The sequence below is a fragment of the Candidatus Eisenbacteria bacterium genome (genome assembly GCA_016867715.1).
In the GTDB taxonomy this organism is placed as follows: Bacteria; Orphanbacterota; Orphanbacteria; order Orphanbacterales; family Orphanbacteraceae; genus VGIW01.
Genome location: VGIW01000060.1, coordinates 1 through 19,901 on the forward strand (window position 1 = coordinate 1; position 19,901 = coordinate 19,901).

15 protein-coding genes are annotated in these 19,901 nt (G+C 66.6%); 11 read left to right on the top strand and 4 right to left on the bottom strand.

Features of this window, described 5'->3' with window-relative positions; translation table 11 throughout:
* The 3 genes from FJY73_10130 to FJY73_10140 form a co-directional block, all read right to left on the bottom strand.
* A partial coding sequence (locus tag FJY73_10130; protein MBM3321020.1) for a helix-turn-helix domain-containing protein occupies nt 1-2,883 on the bottom strand: 2,883 nt, incomplete at its 3' end.
* 450 nt (nt 2,884-3,333) lie between these two features.
* Entirely contained in the window at nt 3,334-4,200 is an 867-nt protein-coding gene (locus FJY73_10135) for a DUF2807 domain-containing protein (GenBank protein MBM3321021.1), read from the bottom strand.
* Between the two features lie 161 nt (nt 4,201-4,361).
* On the bottom strand, nt 4,362-5,081 hold the full coding sequence (locus tag FJY73_10140; protein ID MBM3321022.1) for a glycosyltransferase family 2 protein: 720 nt from the start codon (nt 5,079-5,081) through the stop codon (nt 4,362-4,364).
* A 320-nt stretch (nt 5,082-5,401) separates the two neighbouring features.
* Here FJY73_10140 and FJY73_10145 point away from each other — a divergent pair, with 320 nt between their 5' ends.
* Both FJY73_10145 and FJY73_10150 read left to right on the top strand, forming a co-directional pair.
* Nucleotides 5,402-7,240 (top strand): S9 family peptidase, encoded by a 1,839-nt coding sequence (locus FJY73_10145; GenBank protein MBM3321023.1) that lies wholly within the window; start codon nt 5,402-5,404, stop codon nt 7,238-7,240.
* Between the two features lie 76 nt (nt 7,241-7,316).
* Complete coding sequence (locus tag FJY73_10150) at nt 7,317-8,624, top strand: M23 family metallopeptidase (protein ID MBM3321024.1); 1,308 nt, start codon at nt 7,317-7,319, stop codon at nt 8,622-8,624.
* A 227-nt stretch (nt 8,625-8,851) separates the two neighbouring features.
* Here the strand turns inward: FJY73_10150 and FJY73_10155 are convergent, their stop codons facing one another.
* Nucleotides 8,852-9,121 carry a hypothetical protein gene (locus FJY73_10155; GenBank protein MBM3321025.1) on the bottom strand — a complete coding sequence of 90 codons (270 nt, stop codon included), beginning with the start codon at nt 9,119-9,121 and terminating at the stop codon, nt 8,852-8,854.
* Nucleotides 9,122-9,447: 326 nt separating this feature from the next.
* Here FJY73_10155 and FJY73_10160 point away from each other — a divergent pair, with 326 nt between their 5' ends.
* The 9 genes from FJY73_10160 to FJY73_10200 are packed head-to-tail and all read left to right on the top strand — an operon-like array spanning nt 9,448 to nt 19,899.
* Nucleotides 9,448-10,653: a 2,3-bisphosphoglycerate-independent phosphoglycerate mutase gene (locus FJY73_10160; GenBank protein MBM3321026.1), complete on the top strand. Its 1,206-nt coding sequence runs from the start codon at nt 9,448-9,450 to the stop codon at nt 10,651-10,653.
* A complete protein-coding gene (gene lnt, locus FJY73_10165) occupies nt 10,646-12,241 on the top strand; it encodes an apolipoprotein N-acyltransferase (GenBank protein ID MBM3321027.1) in 1,596 nt (531 codons plus the stop codon). The genes FJY73_10160 and lnt overlap by 8 nt, the downstream gene beginning before the upstream one ends.
* On the top strand, nt 12,238-13,062 hold the full coding sequence (gene truA / locus FJY73_10170; GenBank protein MBM3321028.1) for a tRNA pseudouridine(38-40) synthase TruA: 825 nt from the start codon (nt 12,238-12,240) through the stop codon (nt 13,060-13,062). Before lnt ends, truA begins: the two co-directional genes overlap by 4 nt.
* Nucleotides 13,046-13,699 carry a fructose-6-phosphate aldolase gene (gene fsa, locus FJY73_10175; GenBank protein ID MBM3321029.1) on the top strand — a complete coding sequence of 218 codons (654 nt, stop codon included), beginning with the start codon at nt 13,046-13,048 and terminating at the stop codon, nt 13,697-13,699. Before truA ends, fsa begins: the two co-directional genes overlap by 17 nt.
* On the top strand, nt 13,692-14,936 hold the full coding sequence (locus FJY73_10180) for a trypsin-like peptidase domain-containing protein (GenBank protein ID MBM3321030.1): 1,245 nt from the start codon (nt 13,692-13,694) through the stop codon (nt 14,934-14,936). The genes fsa and FJY73_10180 overlap by 8 nt, the downstream gene beginning before the upstream one ends.
* Nucleotides 14,933-16,231, top strand: a complete 1,299-nt coding sequence (locus tag FJY73_10185) for an adenylosuccinate lyase (protein MBM3321031.1) — start codon at nt 14,933-14,935, stop codon at nt 16,229-16,231. Before FJY73_10180 ends, FJY73_10185 begins: the two co-directional genes overlap by 4 nt.
* On the top strand, nt 16,228-18,534 hold the full coding sequence (purL, locus tag FJY73_10190) for a phosphoribosylformylglycinamidine synthase subunit PurL (GenBank protein ID MBM3321032.1): 2,307 nt from the start codon (nt 16,228-16,230) through the stop codon (nt 18,532-18,534). Before FJY73_10185 ends, purL begins: the two co-directional genes overlap by 4 nt.
* Before the next feature lies 1 nt (nt 18,535).
* On the top strand, nt 18,536-19,363 hold the full coding sequence (gene purQ, locus FJY73_10195; protein MBM3321033.1) for a phosphoribosylformylglycinamidine synthase I: 828 nt from the start codon (nt 18,536-18,538) through the stop codon (nt 19,361-19,363).
* Complete coding sequence (locus FJY73_10200; GenBank protein ID MBM3321034.1) at nt 19,360-19,899, top strand: hypothetical protein; 540 nt, start codon at nt 19,360-19,362, stop codon at nt 19,897-19,899. Before purQ ends, FJY73_10200 begins: the two co-directional genes overlap by 4 nt.
* The last annotated feature ends 2 nt before the right edge of the window (nt 19,900-19,901 follow it).

Sequence of the window (19,901 nt, forward strand, 5' to 3'; positions counted from 1 at the left end):
GAGGGTGTTCAGGAGCCGTGATCTGTTCTCGACGGCCATTGTGCGGGCGAGGCGCTCCGTCAAGTAGGCTTGAGCCAGCTCACGGTGTTGTTTGGCGACGACCGCCAGACGCTGGGCTTCCGGCGGTAGGCCGTGACCGCCACGCAGCAAGAGCAGGTGTTCAACGGGGCACAGCGAAACCTCCGCGCCCTCGGCTTGTCGGACCCCGACAAGGCGGCACTCCACGGTCTCTTCCTGACCGAGCTCCTCGATCTCGGAATCCTGCTTGCGCACCACGGTGATCCTGGCGAGGTGAAATAGGTAGGGCTTCTTCGCGGTGGGATCGACGAAGACGCCGCCGCGCAGGGCATCCTTGCCGAGTTGACCGCGTACTATCTCTCGAAAGCGCTCGAACACCGGCTCGCCAGGGTGCATCCACACGCACGCCTCGCGGTCCTCGGGCCGCAGAACCGACAGGCTCTTGCGCTGGTGGGCCGGGTAGACCTCGAGCGCTGCCAGTAGAGGGTCAACCGCGCCCTTCTTCGCAGGCCGCAACGCGAAGACGCCCCCCAAATCTCCATCAACCTGGATGTTGACCAGCGGGGCGGCGGAAGAGATGAAGCGTCGAACGTACCCGGGGAGGAGGCGGAAGAAAGTCTCCTGCTCGATGCTCTCCTGCAGGCGCGGGAGTTCCTTCTTCACATCGCCACCATCGCCGAAGAGACGGCGCTCACGCTCGGCGAGCGCCAGCACCTGCTCCTTCGTGAGGCGGCCGTCGAGTTCCTTGGCGATGTCATCGGGATCGCCGAGCACAGCCATCTCCATGTACGCCTTGATGGACACGTCGGCGAAGATGCGTCCGATGCTGTCGTAGACCTTGTCGCTCTTGAGCTGCTTGCGGATCTTCTCCAGCTTGTCGAGCAGCGTCTTGAGAACCCGGCCCTCCCGCGTCGACGGCGCGACGAGGTTCAGGATGATCACCGGATCGTGCTTCTGGCCGTAGCGGTGGATGCGGCCCATGCGTTGCTCCAAGCGGGCGGGGTTCCACGGCACGTCGTAGTTGATCATGATCCAACAGAACTGGAGATTGATACCCTCGGCGGCTGCGTCGGTGCAGACCATGAAGCGCGCGCCGCGCTCGCCGATTCGCTTGCGGAACCGTTCCACCTGCTCCTGTCGCTCGGTGTAGTGCATGCCGCCGTGGATCATGGCGATCTGGCCGGTGTAGCCCAACCCGCCGAGGCGACGGACCAGGAAGTCCAGGGTGTCGCGGTGCTCCGTGAAGACGATCAGCTTCTCGCCGGCAAACTTGGGGTCGGTGATGATGGCCTGCAGCTTGTCGAATTTCGACTCCTGTCCGAGATCGTGGACCCGACGGGCAAGGTCTAGAAGTTGCTCGACCTGCTTCCGTTCCGCTACCAGGTCCGCGAGGGAGGCCGCGATGACGCCCTGCAAGAGCTTCCCCTCGGCCACCTCGTTTTCTTCCTGGCCGTTCTCCGTGCTTTCGTCATCGGCGGTCTTGGATTCCAGGACGTCGTCGTCTTCAGTGATCCTGCGTTGAAGCGTCTGAAGCTGCTCCATGGTGATCCGGCCTGCCTGGACGTCGTCGATCACCGTGCTGAGCTTCTCGATGCGGCGCTCGAACGAACGAAGCAATGCGTAGGTTGAGCTTGCCAGGCGGCGCTGAAAAACGCCCATGGCGAGGCGGGCGGCCGACTGATTCAGGAGCTTGGCCTTGTTGTAGACGTGCTGCAGGTACTCGGTTGTTTCGTCGTACAGCCGCTGTTCGCTCACGTCGCCCTGATCCAGGTCGTAGGCAAGCGTGTCCGCGATGCGGCGCGGATAAAGCGGCTCGCCGGTCAGCTTCACCATCTCTTCTTTGGTGCGTCGGATAAAGTGCTGCTTCCGATGGTCAGAGGGGAACTGGTCGAAAGCCTCCGTGGTCGTCAGCACCTCCGGTTCGAGCAGACGCCAGAGGGCGTAGAACGGATAGTCCTTGCCCATGTGGGGCGTCGCCGTCAGGAGAAGCAGGTGATGCGCGTGCCACGGCAATCGCCACGTGTGGTCGCCCGTGTGAACTCCGGCGATGGCCTCCGCCAAGCGGTAGCGGTCGGTCTTGCGAACGCGGAAGTCAGCGCCCCGGTCACACGAGAGCTTGTGCGCCTCGTCGAACACCACGACCTCGTAGGGTTCGATGTCTTCCTCCTGAAGCCGCGCGAACATCCGGTCTCCAGCCAAGGTGTCCACGCTCACGATCAATCGGTCGCTCGACGGCCCCGTGAAAGGGTTCCCGGTCCGCGCGTCGTTACCGCTCGTGATGTCGAACTGAAGGCTGAAGAGCGTCGAGAGTTCCCGCTGCCAGTTCCCGACAAGGCCCGCGGGCGGAACGATCAGGACCCGCTTGAGCAGGCGCCGGGAGAGCATCTCTCGGATGTAGAGGCCGGTCATGATCGTCTTGCCCGCGCCGGCATCGTCGGCCAGCAGGAAGCGCAGCCGGGTTTGCTTCAGCATGTGGTCGTAGACAGCGATGCGCTGATGCGGCAGGGGGTCGATGCTGGCGATCTCGGTGGCGAAGGCCGGATTCGCCAGGTGTCCGAACGACAGGCGCTCGCCCTCGACGAGCGTCCGAACGACGTCCGACCCGGCGGTGAAGTCCAGGACGGGCGGCTTGGCAGTGTACGGCGGAGGTTCGGGCTCGGAGACCCGTTCGGCCTCTTCCTCACCCGCCAACTTCAGGATCTGGCTCCAGGAGAGCTGGGACGGACGGGACTTCCCGTTCTCCCATCGGTTGATCGTCGGAAACGAGACCCCGAGCCTCTCCGCCAGGGCGACTTGCGTGAGGCCGAGGCGGGCTCGCAGACGCTTGATCTGGGCCGGGTAGTCGTCTCCTGGCAGCTGGTCCATTGTTCGCCTTTATGTCGCTCGAGGGCGTCTTTAGCGGCAACATAGCAAGTGATAAGGCCCATGTCAAGGGGCCACGCGATGATATTTATCGGGCTAGGGTGCTAGGCCTCTTCGGCGATCCGGCTGCAGAGAGGTTCAGCCAGGGCTTCGGTCGGGCCTTGAGACAGGCCTGGCTGGTGTGGGAACGGCCGACGAGTGCTGCTCTCTCTTCGCCGGGGCTCATCCGCCGAGTGATAGCCTTTAGAGTGAGGGGCCAGCACGGGGGCCGCAGTGAGTCAGAGGACCGTTGGTGATGTGGCTGACCGGCTCGCGACAGACCGCTTCGAGCGTCGTGGCGGACCACGTGACCGTCTCGCCGCCGCCCGGTCACAAGCGCCGCTATGCGTGCTCCCGGAACGCCATCACCCCAGCACAGGTGAGCAGAGCGTCCCCGAATCGCCGCTGGGACGACTATCTTCGGATCACCTCGCCTGAGCCGACGACCGCGGAGCGGATCACGGGATCGCCCTCGACCACGATGTCTCCCGAGCCGGCGATCCGCGCGTCGAGCCGATCGGCAACATTGATCTCCACCGAGCCGGATCCGGCGATCGAGACATCCGCCTCGCCGGTCCGGACGCCGCTCATCGCCAAGCCGCCGGAGCCGCTGAGCTCGATCCAGGCGCGTCCGGCGACCCCCTGCCCGAACGCGACGCCCCCGGAGCCCGCGATCCGAACCTCCAGCTCCTGGACGTCGAGGATTTCGGCGCGGAGGTCGCCGGATCCGGCAAGCGCGAAGGAACCCTCGCGCGCGGCCGCCCGGCGAAGCACGAGATCGCCCGAACCGGCCAGATCCGCGTCGAGCCGGTCCGCGTCCAGGGCGCCGATCTCGATGTCGCCCGACCCCGACAGCCGGATGGTCAGCGTCCTCCCCGCGAGATCCCCCGTCCGAATCGAGCCGCTCCCCTCCAGCTCGATGAGGTCGAGCGCTCGTACCGTCACCTCGAACACTGGCTCCTTCTTGGGCCGGAGGTCGTACCCGTTCTCGCCGCGCACGACGAGAACCCCGTCTTCAACTTCCGTCACGAGGTGCGGGAGGATGTTCTCCTCGGCGCGGACGATCAGCCCCTCTTCCTTCCCCACCGCCACGCGCACGGTTCCGACGCACGCGTGCCGGATCCCGTGAAAATCCTTCACGCTTCGAACTTCTTCGACGACCGGGCCCTCGCCGCGCACCTTTTCCCGCGCGGCGGGGGAGAGGGTCGCGGCGGCGAGAACGGCGGCGAGAGCCGCCGCGAGAACGAACCCGTTCCGAGCCGAGCGGTGTGCGATGACCATCGTCTTCTCCTTACTTCGCGCGGGGTCCCCGCGTGCGTTTCGCGAGTCGTACGCCTGGTTCTACGCGCGAGAGCTCGCGTCGGTTTCACGCGAGGCCTCGCTCTGGAACCGGCCGCCGGAAACAGGAGCCCCCTGCCTCGCGGGACCCCTCACCCGTCCGATCAATCGGCGATCCAGAAGCGGACGATGCAGTAGAACGCGGCGACGGCGTCCTTCCACCCGATCTTCTTCCCCTCGGCGTAGTCGCGGCCGTAGTAAGAGATCGGGATCTCGTAGACGCGGCACTTGCGGCGGGCGATCTTCGCCGTGATCTCCGGCTCGAAACCGAAGCGGTCGGACCGGAGCGGAATCCCCTTTAGGATGTCGGCGCGGAAGACCTTGTAGCAGGTCTCCATGTCGGTGAGGTTCAAGTTGGTGAACATGTTGGAGACGGTCGTGAGAAGCTGGTTCCCCACGTAGTGCCAGTAGAGATGAACGCGCGTCTCGCCCCCTTTGAATCGGGAGCCATAGACGACGTCCGCCACCCCCTCGACGATCGGCCGAATCAAGCGGGGATACTCGGTCGGGCTGTACTCGAGATCCGCGTCCTGGATGAGGGCGATCTCTCCTCGGACCTCCGGAATCGCGGTTCGGATCGCCGCGCCCTTCCCGCGATTCCGCGCGTGGTAGAAGACGCGGACCCCGTCGATCGTCGCGATCTCCTTCTCGAGGATTTCCCTTGTTCCGTCGGTCGAGAAGTCGTCGACGATGAGAAGTTCCTTCTCGACATCCACCTCGCGGATCCGTCGGACGATCTCTCGGATCGTCCGGACCTCGTTGTAGACGGGAACGATGACGGAGAGCATGCGGATCGCCTTTCGCCGGAAGTCGCTACGGCGCATGAGGCTACCGGGCTCGCCGGGTGGTGTCAACGGAAAGTTCCCGGGTCTCGTCTTTCGTCTTGACACGCCTTTCGGGGCGAAGGTAGGGTTCGAAAGTCCGCATCCTCTTGGCGGAGAAACATTTTCCCGCTCCGGAGCGTCTCCACTCCGTAGTGGCGCCCCGGCGGGTGAGGCTCCCCGCGCGGCCTCTCCCGCGATCTCCGGAACGGGTTCAAGGAAGGGAAAGGAGTTCTCAGGCGATGTTCGGCAAGCTCGTGTGGCTCGGATCGGTTCTCGTGGTCGCGTCTCTTCTTCTCTCTGTGGGGGCGCCTCGCGCGGCGATGCCCGACCTCATCCCCCGCGACGTTCTTTTCGGGAACCCCGAGAAGGCCGGCCCCCAGGTCTCTCCGGACGGGAAGCGGATGGCGTACGTCGCCCCGGTGAACGGGGTCCTCAACGTCTGGCTCGGGTCGATCGACGGGGAAGATTACGCGCCGATCACCCACGACACCGACCGCGGAATCCGCGGCTACTTCTTCGCGAAGGACAACAAGCATCTCCTCTATGTGCAGGACAAGGGGGGCGATGAGAACTGGCGGATCTACGCGGTCGATCTCGAGACGGGCGCGATTCGCGATCTCACTCCCTTCGAGGCGGTTCAGGCGCAGATCATCGATGTCCATAAGGATTACCCGAACGAGATCCTCATCGGGCTGAACAAGGACGACGCCCGTTTCCACGACGTTTATCGTCTCTCCCTCGACAGCGGGACGCTCGAGCAGGTGGCGAAGAACCCGGGCAACTTCCTCAGCTGGATCGTCGACGCGGAGTTCAAGGTCCGCGGGGCTCTCGCGGCGAACGCGGAGGGCGGCTTCGACCTTCTCGTCCGCTCGGCGCCCGAGGCGGAGTGGGAGAAGATCCTCACCTGGTCGATGGAAGACAACATGAGCAGCGAGCCGATCGCGTTCACCAAGGACGGGAAGTCGATGTACCTTCTCGACTCCCGCGACGCGAACGCGGCGCGCCTCACGAAGATGGACCTCGCGACCCGCACCTACGAGGTGATCGCCGAGGATCCGGTTTACGACGTGAGCGGCGCGATGATCCATCCGGACTCCTACGAGCTTCAGGCCTACGCGATCACTAAGGCCCGCACGGAATGGACCGTCGTGGATCCCTCGATCCGCGAGGATTGGGCGATCCTCGAGAGGCTCCATCCGGGGACGCACGGCGCGCCGAGGCGGAACACCGACGACGACATCTGGGTGATCGGCTTCACGGCGGACGACGGTCCGGTGAAGTACTACATGCTCGATCGCAAGACGAAGAAGACGAGGTTCCTCTTCGATCACCGGCCGGCTCTGAACAACTACAAGCTTGCCAAGATGGAGCCGATCTCGTTCCGGTCGCGCGACGGCCTCACGATCCACGGCTACGCGACCTTCCCGATCGGTGTCGAGAGAAAGAACCTGCCGATGGTCCTCAACGTGCACGGCGGCCCGTGGTACCGCGACGGCTGGGGATACAACTCCGAGGCGCAATGGCTCGCGAACCGCGGCTATCTTTGCCTGCAGGTGAACTTCCGCGGCTCGACCGGATACGGGAAGGAGTTCCTGAACGCCGGCGACCGCGAGTGGGGGGGGAAGATGCACGACGACCTCGTGGACGCCGTCCGCTGGGCCGCCGAGCAGGGATGGGCGGATCCGAAGCGCGTGGCGATCTACGGCGGCTCGTACGGCGGATACGCCGCGCTCGTCGGCGCCACGTTCACGCCGGACCTCTTCGCGTGCGCGGTCGACATGGTCGGCCCGAGCAACCTGATCACGTTCATCGAGTCGGTTCCCCCTTACTGGTCCTCGTTCCTCGAGGTTCTGCACCGCAGGCTCGGCCATCCGGAGAAGGACGCCGACTTCCTGAAGTCCCGCTCGCCGCTCCATAAAGTCGATCAGATCCGGATCCCCATGCTGATCGCTCAAGGGGCGAATGATCCGCGCGTGAAGCAAGCGGAGTCGGAGCAGGTCGTCGAGGCGATGAAGGCGAAGGGGATCGATCACGAGTATCTGCTCTTCCCTGACGAAGGGCACGGTTTCGCGAAGCCGGAGAACCGGCTCAAGTTCTACGCGGCCGCCGAGTCGTTTCTCGCGAAGCATCTGGGCGGGCGATTCGAGAGCGCGAATTAGTTTCCGATAAGTGGGGGTGAGGCGGCCGGTCGCGTGTCCCGCTCGCGCGGGCCGCCCCCCTTCCCGTGGAGGACTCATGGTGAGGACGGTGAAAGCCCTCGGATGGATGGGGCTCCTCTTCGCGGTCGCCTGCGGCGGCCCGGCGACGGAACAGAAGAGCGCGGAGCTCGAACCGTTTCCGGAGCCGGAGGATCGGGTCTTCGAGACGGTAGAGGGCCGCCTGAGCCGAGGGGAGACGCCGGCCGGTTGGATCATCCGAAAGGGAGTCGACGCGGGGACCGCGACGAGCTTGCTCGCCGCGCTCGCCGCCTACGTTCCATCCTCGCGCTACCGGACCGACGATCATCTGGAGATCGCGAGGGACATCGCGGGGGATGTCCTCTCCTTCACGGTGGTGAGGGAGAACGGCGATCGATTCGTTTCGAAGAGAGAGGGGAGCATCTGGATCGCCTCCAGCGAGACGATGCCGACCCGACGCGAGGTCGCGCATTTCCGCGGAAGGATCCGAAACTCTCTCTGGGAATCGCTTCTCGCCGAGGGCGCCTCGCCCGATCTCGTCGTCCGCTTCGCGGACGTTTTCTCGTGGACGTTCGACTTCCTCACCGACTGCCGCACCGGGGATCGCTTCGATGTTCTCGCGGAAGCGATCTACCAGGGGGACCAGTTCAAGAGGCACGGGGAGATCCTCGCCGCGCGCTACGACGGGGAGAGAGGACAGGTCGCGGGGATCCTCTTTCGTCCGGAAGGGGGGAAGGCGGCCTACTACGCGCCCGACGGTTCCTCGCTGCAGAAGGCGTTTCTTCGTTCGCCTCTCAACTATCGGCGGATCAGCTCGGGGTTCAGCCATCGGCGCTTCCATCCGGTGCTGAAGCGCTACATGCCGCACCTCGGCATCGACTACGCGGCCGCGCCGGGGACGCCGGTCGTCACGATCGGCGAGGGGACCGTCGTGTTCGCGGGTTGGAAGCGTGGGTTCGGGAAGATCGTCGAGGTGAAGCACCCGCGGTCGTACCTCACGACCTACGGGCATCTCGCGCGATTCTCTCAGGGAATTCGCACGGGGACGCGCGTCGAGCAGGGCCAAGTGATCGGCTACGTGGGCTCCACCGGGCTCGCGACCGGTCCGCACCTCGACTTTCGGATGAAGCACGGCGCGACCTACGTGAACCCTCTTAGGATCGAGATCCCCTCGGCGGATCCGGTTCCTCGGAACGAGGAGCGGACGTTCTTTCATCTCGCAAGGGTTTGCCTCGCCGCGCTCGACGTGCTCCCCGAAGGGAGCATCGCCGCGGAGAAGGAACCTCTCGCGCTCGCGCTTCTCACCGGGGCGACGGACGGGGTCGCGGTCGCCCATTCCGGCCTCGACGACCGCCCGGCGCCGTAGAGCGCGCGGAGTCTGCAAGGAACGCCCAGGCGAGCTCTACCACTGGCTTCCCGGCTTCGGAATTCGGGGGGAATTCGGGGGACACCATACTGATTTCGCCCAGCTTGCGATCGGGATGAGTCTCGAATCGTCCCGAAACTGGTATCGTGTCCCCGGAATACGCCAGACTCCACAGGTGGCCGCAAATCGCGACCACCTTCCTTCCTGCTTGTAGCCCTAACGTGAAGCTAAGGCGCACGCCCTCGCGCGTCGCCTTCAGCTCCTTGTTCGCTTTTCTGCTTCAGTTCCTGCTTCAGCTTCCGAATCCTGAATCCCTGGCGGATGACCAGAATGACGAGAACCATCGTTGCGACCGGCCAGATGATGCAGAAGATCCAGATGTTGATCGTGTAATAGCTCATGCCGAACAGGTCAGCCAACCAGAGAAGGATCTCCACGCAGAGATCGAAACATGCATCGATGACGGCATTGCCGGACCTGATCGGTGGGTTTCTCATTCAATCGTCTTCCAAGCCGACTACTATTGGATTGTTCCACCGTAACAAATATCCATGCAACGGGAAACCGTATGTCTCGGGCATTGAGGCAAGGAGCGGGGGCTCGTCACCGGCAGGACAAGAACGAAATGCGCGGCCGGAAACGCGGGCGGGCTGGTCGGGATCGAGGCGTGCGCCGCCCGCGTAGATCGCGGGCATTTCCTCGCGAGGGGGGCCTGGCGCTTCGCTCATCCTGCGCCCGCCGCGTCGTCCGCGCGGTTGACGGACGCCGGTCGGTCTGCTAGCGTTCGGGAAGCTCGTTCCTCACCGAAGGAGATCGCCGCAAGATGACGTACGAAGGAGTGGTTTCGTCACACGTGCAAAGCGCCGGGGATCGGATCGCGTTCATCGTTCTCGACGGGCTCGGCGGCCTGCCCGACAAACCGGGGGGACGGACGGAGCTCGAGTCGGCCGTCAAGCCGAACCTCGACCGGCTGGCGAAGGGGGGTCAGACCGGGCTCATCGATCCGGTCGCTCCCGGGATCACGCCGGGGAGCGGGCCGGGGCATCTCGGGCTTTTCGGATACGATCCGCTCACGCACATCGTCGGCCGGGGCGTTCTCTCCGCGCTCGGCGTCGGCTTCCCTCTCGAAACGATCGACCTCGCGGCGCGGATCAACTTCGCGACGTTGGATGCGGAAGGAAGGATCGTCGATCGGAGGGCGGGCCGGATCCCGACCGAGGAGTGCGAGGGGCTCGTTGCTCTCCTCGACGGGATGGAGATCCCGGGCGTCCGCGTGTTCGTCCGCGCGGAGAAGGAGCACCGAGCGGTCGTCGTCTTCCGAGGCGAGGGGCTTGAGGACGCTCTTTCCGATTCCGATCCGCAGGCGACCGGCGTCCCGCCGGAGATCGTGCGCGCCGAGCGCCCGGAAGCGGCGCGCGCCGCCGAGATCGCGAACCGCTTCATCGACGAGACGAGAAAGCGCCTCGCCGCCGAGACGCGCGCGAACGGCGTTCTCCTTCGCGGGTTCGCCCGCTATCGCCCGCTCCCGACCTTCCGGGAGCGCTACGGGCTCCGCGCGGTCGCCCTCGCGCTCTACCCGATGTACCGCGGCCTCGCCCGCCTCGTCGGCATGGAGGTTCTCGACGTGAAGGGGGGCGCCTCGTCCCTCTTCGAGGCGCTCGTCGCCCACTACAACGAATACGACTTCTTCTTTTTGCACATCAAGGATCCGGACAAGGCGGGAGAGGACGGTAATTTCGCCGAGAAGAAGAAGGCGATCGAGGCGGTCGATCGCCTCCTGCCGCGCCTCGACGATCTCCCGGACAAGCTCGTGATCGTGACGGGGGATCACTCGACTCCCGCGATCATGAAGAGCCACAGCTTCCATCCGGTCCCTTTCCTCATGAACGGGCGGCTCGTCCGTCCGGACGGGACGAGGGAGTTCGGCGAGTCGAGCTCGGCGGCGGGCTCTCTCGGGAGGTTCCCGGCCCGCGAGATCCTCCCGCTCGCGCTCGCGCACGCCGGACGCCTGAAGAAGTTCGGTGCGTAAAGGAATCGCTTTCGAAAGCGGAGCCGGAGAGCGAGGACCTTCAGTCCTCGTCCCTCTTCTCGCGGGGATCGTCGCGTCCCTTCCGTTCCAGAAGAACGCGCCCGGCTTCCTCGTCTTCTGTGCGCTCGTTCCGTTCCTTCTTCTCCTCAAGGCGCCGAGGGGATCGCGAGATCCCCTCTCGGGCTTCCGCACCGGCTGGCTCTTCGGCTTCGGGTTCTTCCTCGGGCTTCTCTATTGGATCGGCCTTCTCTCGGAGACGGAAATCCCGGTGCGCGCGCTTGCCTTCGGCGGCCTCTTCGTTCTCTCCGCGTACCTCGCTCTCTTCCCCGCGCTCTTCGGTCTTCTCTTCCGGATGCTCGACGGGAAGCTCCCGGCGCTTCTCTTCGCGCCGATCGTCTGGGGCGCGACCGAGCACCTCCGTTCGCTCGGCACGCTCGGCTTCCCGTGGGGATCGCTCGGGTACGCGCTCATGGACCATCTCTTCCTCGTGCAGATCGCTCGATTCGGAAGCATCGACGCGGTGACGCTATTCGTCGTCGTTGTGAACGTCCTCGTCGCGGAGAGCATCCTCCACGCGGCGGAGAGGAGGTTCCGCACGTTCGCCCTCCGCTTCGCCGCGGCGGTGCTCCTCCTCTTTTTTGTCGGGATCGACGGGGTTCGCGCGATGCGGAGCGAGACGGCGGCGTCGGGAAAGCCGGTTCGGGTCGCGGTGGTGCAGCCGAACATCCTCGCCGAGGAGAAGTGGACCGAGCTCTACAAGGAGGAATCAATCCGGATCCTGGCCGGGATCACGAGAGAAGCCGCGGCGGCCGACCCGGAGATCGATCTCTTCGTCTGGCCGGAGACTTCGGTTCCGGTGTATGTGCGCCACGAACATCGATACTTCAAGCAGATCTTCGATCTCGTGGAGGAGACGCGCGTTCCGGTCCTCTTCGGCTTCCCGGACGCGGAGTACGCCGCGGGAGAAGGGGACTACGCGTACTACAACGCCGCGATGCTGGTCGACGTCGGGGGGCACGTGCGCGGAGAGTATCGGAAGATCCACCTCGTCCCGTTCGGCGAGCGCCTCCCGCTCCACGCCCGGTTCGACTTCATCGCGCGCATGAACCTCGGGGAGGCGGACTTCGCTCCCGGGAGCGACTACTCCGTCTTCGGGATCCGCGGGACGGAGTTCTCGGCGAACATCTGCTTCGAGGCGATCTTCCCCTCCCTCTGCCGCCGCTTCGTGCGGGAGGGGGCGCGTTTCCTCGTGAACCTCACGAACGACGCCTGGTTCGGCACGACCTCGGCCCCTTTCCAGCACGCGGCGATGGCGCGGCTCCGCTCGGTGGAGCTCGGCGTGTATCTCGCGCGCTCGGCGAACACCGGGATCTCGCTCATCGCCGACCCGCGAGGGCGTGTGGTGAAGCGCCTCGGGCTCTACGAGAAGGGGTACGCTGCGGCGGAGGTGGTCCCGACAACGGCCGACACCTTCTACGCGCGGCACGGGGATTGGCTCCCGAAGCTCGAGCTCGTGCTCGCGGGGCTCTTTCTCCTCGTCGCGCTCCTTCGCCGCGCCGGCGCCGAACCGTCCGCGAGGGAACGGTGAGCGGGCCGGCGGGAGCGGTGCCGCCCGAACTCGACCTGCGCTGCTTTCGTCTCGATCTCCGCTACGACGGGACCGATTTCGACGGCTGGCAGGTGCAGCCGGGGCGCCGGACGGTGCAGGGGGAGCTCGAGCGCGCGCTCGAGAGCGTCCTCGAGGAGAAGGTCCGCGTTCTCGGCGCCGGGCGGACCGATGCCGGAGTGCACGCTCTTCGCCAGGTCGCCCACTTCCGATCCCGGACCGCTCTCCCCGCGTCCGTGATCGAGAGGGCGCTCCGCGGGCTTCTCCCGGAGGATCTCCTCGTCCTCTCCGCGGCTGAGGCGCCTCCGGACTTCGACTCCCGCCGCGACGCGCGCTTTCGGGCCTATCGGTATCGAATCCTGCGCGGCCGGGACCCGCTCCGGCGCCGCTTCGTCTGGGAGGTCGGGTTTCGTCTCGACGTCGGGCATCTTCGGGAGGGGGCTCGCTCGTTCGTCGGCCCGATCGACGCGACCTCCTTCGCGGACGCCTCCCGAAAGGACCGCATGAACCGGGTCGTGGTGGAGGCGTCGGGATGGCGCGAGCGGGGCCCGGAGCTCCATTATGAAATTCTCGCGAACCGCTTCGTTCACCACATGGTTCGTACTATAGTAGGGACGCTGGTGGAGGTGGGCCGGGGGTTCCGCTCCCCGGACGACATCGGCGCCGTTCTCGCCGCGCGCGATCGACGCCTGGCCGGGCCGACCGCCCCGGCGCGCGGGCTGCATCTGGTGGAGATCGGCTACGCCGCCGCCGGCGCGGACCCTTTCCCGCTCGAAGGAGAAACCGATGAGAATCTTCCTTGATTCCGCCAGCGTGAAGGAGATCCGCGAGGCGGCCGCCCTCGGGATCGCGGACGGCGTGACGACGAACCCGACCCTCCTCGCGAAGGAAGGCGGAGACCCGCGCCGGATCCTCGCGGCGATCGCGGAGATCGTCGAGGGGCCCGTGAACGCCGAGGTTCTCGGAACCGATCACGAGACGATCGTCCGCGAGGGGCGGAAGCTTCGCGCGATCGCGCCGAACATCTGCGTGAAGATCCCGGTCACGAAGGACGGCCTTCGCGCGGTGCGCGTTCTCTCCGAAGAGGGGATCGACACGACCGTGACGCTCGTCTTCTCGTCGAGCCAAGCGCTTCTCGCCGCGAAGGCGGGCGCGACCTACGTCTGTCCGTTCGTCGGAAGGCTCGACGATTGCGGCCATGTCGGCACGGACCTCATTCGCGAGATCGCGGCGATCTACCAGAACTACCCGATCCCGACGGAAATCCTCGCGGCGAGCATCCGGAGCCCGATCCACGTCGTCGAGTCGGCGCTCGCGGGCGCGCACATCGCGACGATCCCCTTCGGCGTCGCCCTGCAGATGCTCCGGCATCCGCTGACCGACATCGGGATCGAGAAGTTTCTTGAGGACTGGAAGAAATCGGGGCTCACACTTGACTAGGCGAATCACGAATCGGTCGGGCGCGTTGGCGCGCGCAATCCTGCTTCTTGTCTTCAGCTTTGGGGTGGGGGCCGCCGCCGTTCTTCTCCTTCTCCAGCGTGCGCCGCACCTCGCCGAGGATCCGGACGCTCCTTCCCTCGCTGTTCCGGTCCCCGCGGCGGTCGCCCCGGACACCGGCCGCTCGATCCACGAGGACCGCCGCAGCGCGATCGTGATCGCCGCCGAGAGGGTGAGCCCGGCGGTCGTCACCGTCTCGGTGAAGAAGACGCGCATCGTTCGGTCGAGCCCCTTCTTCCGCTCGCATGACGACTTCTTCAACCAGTTTCTCCGCGATTTCTTGCCGTATCGAGAATATGCACAGCAAGTAGCGAGCATGGGGTCGGGCGTCATCTTCGACGAGCGCGGGTACATCTTCACGAACTCGCACGTGATCCAAGGAGCGGACCAGATCGAGGTCGTCCTCGGCGACGGGCGCACGTTCGAGGGGAAGATCGTCGGAACGGATCCCTCGTACGATCTCGCGCTCATTCAAATCGAAGGGACCGATCTTCCGGTCGCGCCGCTCGGCGATTCGGAGAACCTCTCGATCGGCGAGTGGGCGATCGCGATCGGGAACCCGTTCGGATACCTCCTGAACAACACGCAGCCCTCGGTGACCGCCGGCGTGATCAGCGCCGTGCACCGCGATGTGCGCGCGGGGGATTCGGGAGGGGGCATCTACAAAGACATGATCCAAACGGACGCCGCGATCAACCCGGGGAACAGCGGCGGGCCGCTCGTGAACGGCGCCGGCGAGGTGATCGGCATCAACACGTTCATCTTCACGAGCGGGGGCGGCTCGCTCGGCATGGGCTTCGCGATCCCGATCAACACCGCCAAGGGGATCGTGGAAGAGCTGATCCTTTACGGCGAGGTGCGGAACGTGTGGGTCGGCGTGCGCGTCCAGGAGATGACGCGGCGCGCGGCGCAGATGCTCGGCCTCCGTTCGCTCGAAGGAGTGCTCGTGACGTACGTGGACGAGGGGAGCCCGGCCGCCGAGGCGGGGATGGAGGTGTGGGACGTGATCGTCCGCGTGAACGGCGAGCCGGTGCGCGGGGTCGAGGAGGCGCGCCGCGCGCTCTTCGGCGTGCGCGTCGGGGACCGTCTCCGGCTCGAGGTGCTTCGGAAGGGAGAGAAGCTCCGCTTCGAGCTTGTCTTGAAGGAGTACGCTTCTCGAAGAAGGGGGGGGAGCGGATGATCCGCCGCTACACGCGGCCCGAGATGGGAGCGGTCTGGGAGGACGAGCGGCGCTTCTCGCACTGGCTCCGGATCGAGATCGCCGTCGCCGAGGCGATGGCGCGGCGCGGGACGGTCCCAGAGGAAGCGGTCCGCGCGATCCGAGCGAGCGCCCGCTTCGACGTCGCGCGCATCGCGGAGATCGAGAGTGAGACGCGGCATGATGTGATCGCGTTTCTCGAGTGCGTGGAGGAGTCGGTCGGTCCCGACGCGCGCTGGCTCCACCTCGGCCTCACGTCGTCCGATCTTCTCGACACGACGCTCGCGCTCCAAATCCGCGAGGCGACGGCGCTCCTCGCGCGCGAGGGGCGCGCGCTCGCCGGCGCGCTCCGCGAGAAGGCGCTCCGCTACAAGGATCTCGTCGCGATCGGCCGCACGCACGGGATCTACGCCGAGCCGATCACTTACGGCATCAAGTTCGCGGCTTGGAAGCTCGAGATCGAGCGGGCGCTCCGGCGCGTCGAGGAAGCCGCCAAGGAAGCGGCGGTCGGGAAGCTCTCCGGCGCGGTCGGCACCTTCGCGCACAATCCCCCCGAGATCGAAGAAGAGGTGCTCTCCGCGCTCGATCTTCGCCCTGAGCCGATCGCAAGCCAGATCGTCCACCGGGATCGGCACGCCGCCTACCTTGCCGCGCTCGCCCTTCTCGGCGGATCGCTCGAGAAGATGGCGACGGAGATCCGCGCGCTCCAGAAGAGCGACGTCGGCGAGGTCGAGGAGCCGTTCCGCAAGAAGCAAAAGGGATCGTCGGCGATGCCTCACAAACGGAACCCGATCGTGTGCGAGCGGATCGCCGGATTGGCGCGCCTCCTCCGCGGGTACGCGCTTCCGGCGATGGAGAACATCGCGCTCTGGCACGAGAGGGACATCTCGCATTCCTCCGCGGAGCGCGTGATCCTTCCCGACGCGACGATCCTCGCCGACTACATGCTCCATCGCTTCACCGAGGTGATCCGCGATCTTCGGATCGACGAGGAGCGTGTCGCGGAAAACCTGTGCGCGGCGAGGAACGGCTACGGCACGCAGGCGCTCCTCCTCGCGCTCGCGCGGAAGGGGCTTTCGCGGCGCGACGCGTACCGGCTCGTGCAGAAGCGCGCGCACGAGGCGCTCGAGGAGGGGACGAGCCTCGAGGAGCTTCTCGTCGCGGACGAGGAGGTGCGCGCGCATCTCGAAGAAGATGAGATCCGGAGAGCCTTCGGGCTCGATACGCACCGGAAGCACGTCGACTACCTGCTCCGGCGCGCGGGGGTTCTCGCGTGAGGGAACCCCTTTTCGCCCCCTCGGTCTCCCTCACGGACGACGAACGCCGGCGCGTCCGCGATCTCCTCGGACGCGATCCGACCGACGTCGAGCTTCAGATCTTCGACATTCTTTGGAGCGAGCACTGCTCGTACAAGTCGAGCCGCGCCGCGCTCCGCCGTCTCCCGACCGAGGGGCCCACGGTCGTTCTCGGGCCGGGGGAGGACGCGGGCGTTCTCCGCTTCGCCGAATGGGAAGGGAAGCGTTATGCGATCGTGATCGCGCACGAGAGCCACAACCATCCTTCGCAGGTCGTTCCGGTCGAGGGGGCGGCGACCGGGATCGGCGGGATCGTGCGGGACGTCGTCTGCATGGGGGCGGAGGTGATCGGCGTTCTTGATCCGCTCCGCTTCGGCGACCCGCGCGGCGAGCACGCGCACCGATCGATCGATATCGCGCGCGGCGTCGTCAAGGGGATCGCGCTCTACGCGAACGCGCTCGGCGTCCCGAACCTCGGGGGCGATGTCCGCTTCGATCCTTCGTACGATGATAATTGCCTCGTGAACGTCGTGGCGATCGGCCTCGTGGAGGAAGACCGCGTGATCCCGAGCGCCGTTCCGCCGGAGGGGAGGCGGGAGCCGTACGTGTTCCTTCTCGTCGGGAAGCCGACCGACGCGAGCGGCTTCGGCGGAGCGACGCTCGCCTCGGCGGTTCTGGACGACGCGCCGGCCGAGAACCGGGGCGCCGTCCAGGTCGCCGATCCGTTCCTAAAGCGCGTCTTGAACGTCGCGCTCGCGGATCTCTTCCGGCTCGCGCGCGAGAAGGAGATCCCGATCGGCTGCAAGGATCTCGGGGCGGGGGGGATCTCGTGCATGGCCTCCGAGCTCGCCGACCGGGGCGGGATGGGGGTCGCGATCGACTTCGAGGCGATTCCGCTCGCCGAGGAGATTCCTCCTTTTGTCGCGCTCGTCTCCGAGACGCAGGAACGCTACGGCCTTGCGGTCCCCGAACGCTTCGCGGAGGAGGTCCTCGATCTTTTTAACGTCAAGTATGAGCTCCCCTCGATCGTTCGCGGAGCGCGCGCGGCGGTCGTCGGGCGCTTCACGGAAGAGAAGAGGGTCCGCATCCGGCAGGGGGGAACGCTCGTCTGCGATGCCGCGACCGAAGCGATCACCTGTCCCGTGCTCGCTGATCGCGAGGCGAAAGCCCCGTCGCGCCCGAAGGAGAAGGCGTTCTCCGGCTTCGACGGGGATCTCGGGGAGGCGCTTCTTCGCATGCTCCGCTCGCCGAACGGCGGCTCCGCGGAGCCGATCTTCCGCTCGTACGACACGGAGGTGCAGGGGCGCGCGGTGATCCGTCCGGGAGAGGCGGACGCGTCGGTTCTCCTTCCGATCCCCGGGTGCCCGGTCGGGCTCGCCGCGACGGCGGACGGGAACCCGTGGTACGGGCTTCTCGACCCGCGCGCGGCGGGCGTGCTCGCGGTGGCGGAGGGAGCGCGGAACCTCGCCGCGGTCGGGGCGGAGCCTCTCGGGATGACCGATTGCCTGAACTACGGGAACCCCGAGGATCCCTTCGTGTATCAACAGTTCATCGAGGGGGTCGAGGGGATTCGCGAGGGGGCCGCCGCGATCGGTCTTCGCGGGCGGCCGGAGTGTCCGATCCCGATCGTGAGCGGGAATGTCAGCTTCTACAACGAGTCGGCCCGCGGCCGGTCGATCGCTCCCTCGCCGATCCTCTGCCTCGTCGGGCGCGTTCGGGATGCCTCGCGCGCGGCGACGATCGGCCTCAAGGGGCCGGGCGGAAGGATCCTCCTCGTCGGGGATCGCTACGACGATCTCGGCGGATCGCTCTTCCTTCGCGAGGTCCGCGGCCTTCTCGGAGAGAAGCCGCCGGTGTTCCGCGCGGCGGAGGAGCGGGAGGCGATCCACCTCGTGAGCCGGCTCGTGGAGGAGGGGCTCGTCCGCGCGGCGCACGACATCTCGGAGGGGGGACTCCTCGGCGCTCACGCGGAGATGGTCGACGGGGCGGGCGATCCCAAAGTCGGCGCGGCGATCGCGATCGACGCGGTCGGTCGCGGGCTCCCGGACGAGGTCCGTCTCTTCTCCGAGTCGGGCGGTTTCCTTCTCGAGGTCGAGGAGAAGGATGCGGAGGGGATCGTCGAGAGAGGTCGCCGTCTCGGCGTCCCGATCTTCGCGATCGGAAGGGTCGACGGCGCGGGACGCCTTCTCGTCGAGCGGGAGGGGAAGGCGATCGTCGAGGTCGGGCGCGCCGCGATCGGCGAGGCGCGCCGCGAGGCGCTCGCCTCGATCTTCACGGGAGTTTGATGTGCGAAGCAAACGGGCCGCGGTGATCCGGTTCCCCGGCGTGAACTGCGAAGAGGAGACGGCGCGCGCGCTCCGCCGTCTCGGTCTCGAGGCGGAGATCGTCCGGTGGAACGAGGGAGAAGGCCTTCTCGATCGCTGCGACGGGTTCGTTCTTCCCGGCGGGTTCTCGTATCAGGACCGGGTGCGCGCGGGGGCGATCGCCTCGCGGGAGCCGATCCTCGAGACGGTCGCGCGGGCGGCGGCGCGCGGGGCGCCGATCCTCGGGATCTGCAACGGCGCGCAGATCCTCGTCGAGGCGGGGCTCGTCCCGGGGCTCGACGGGGAGAGGATCGAGGCCGCTCTCGCGCCGAACCGGATGCCGCATCGGACCGGGTATCACTGCGCGTGGGTCGAGGTCGTGCACGAGGGGAAGGGGTCGTTTCTCTCTCGCGCGCTCGCCGAGGGAGAGTCGTTACCCCTTCCGGTCGCGCACGCGGAGGGACGGTTCGTCTCGCGCGAGGCGGGCTTCTTCGAGAAGCTGCTCGAGCGGGGACAGATCCCGCTCCGCTACGCGACGCCGGAGGGGAGGGCGACCGACGTGCAGCCGTTCTGTCCGAACGGGTCGACGCTCGGGGCGGCCGCCCTCTCGAACCGGGCGGGGAACGTGGTCGCGATGATGCCGCATCCGGAGCGGGCCGCGTGGCTTCATCAGGTGCCGGACGACATCCGGTCCGCCTGGGCCGGGAGGAAGGCGCGCCTTCGGCTCGGCGAGGGATCGCTTTTCGACGCGGGGCCGGGCCTCGCCGTGCTCGCCGCGTTCGCGGGAGCGGTGCGGGAGGGGATGCGATGAGCCGAACGCTCTATCTTCTCGTTCGTCTTCGCGCGGGGGATCTCGCCGCGGCGACGGCGGAGGAAACGATCCGGAGGCGCGTTCGGGGAGGGGAGAAGCTCGTCCGGCTCGACCGCTCGGATCTTTGGGAGTTCACCTATCAAGACGGAAACGATTTTCGCGGGCGCCTGGAATCGATCGTGCGCGAGTCGAACCTCTTCGTGAACCCGAACAAGCACGCCTTCCGCTACGCCGAGGATTTCCGGCGCGGATGGCGGGAGGAGGGAGTCCTCGTCGTCGTGCGCGGGAAGGACGACCTCGAGGGGGCGGTCGCGGAGGAGACGCTCCGCTCGCGCGTTCGTCTTCCCGGTCTCGAGCGGGTCCGTTTCGCGACGCTCTGGTTTCTCCGGTTCCAGGAGGCGCGGGGGTGCGAGGCGCTCGCGCTCGCCGAATCGCTCGCGGTGGCGGCGAGCCCGAAGGGAGGCCTTCTCGTGAACCCGCACTATCAGGACTATACGATCGAGCTCGCGGAAACGGGGGAGGAGCCGGCGCGATGAGC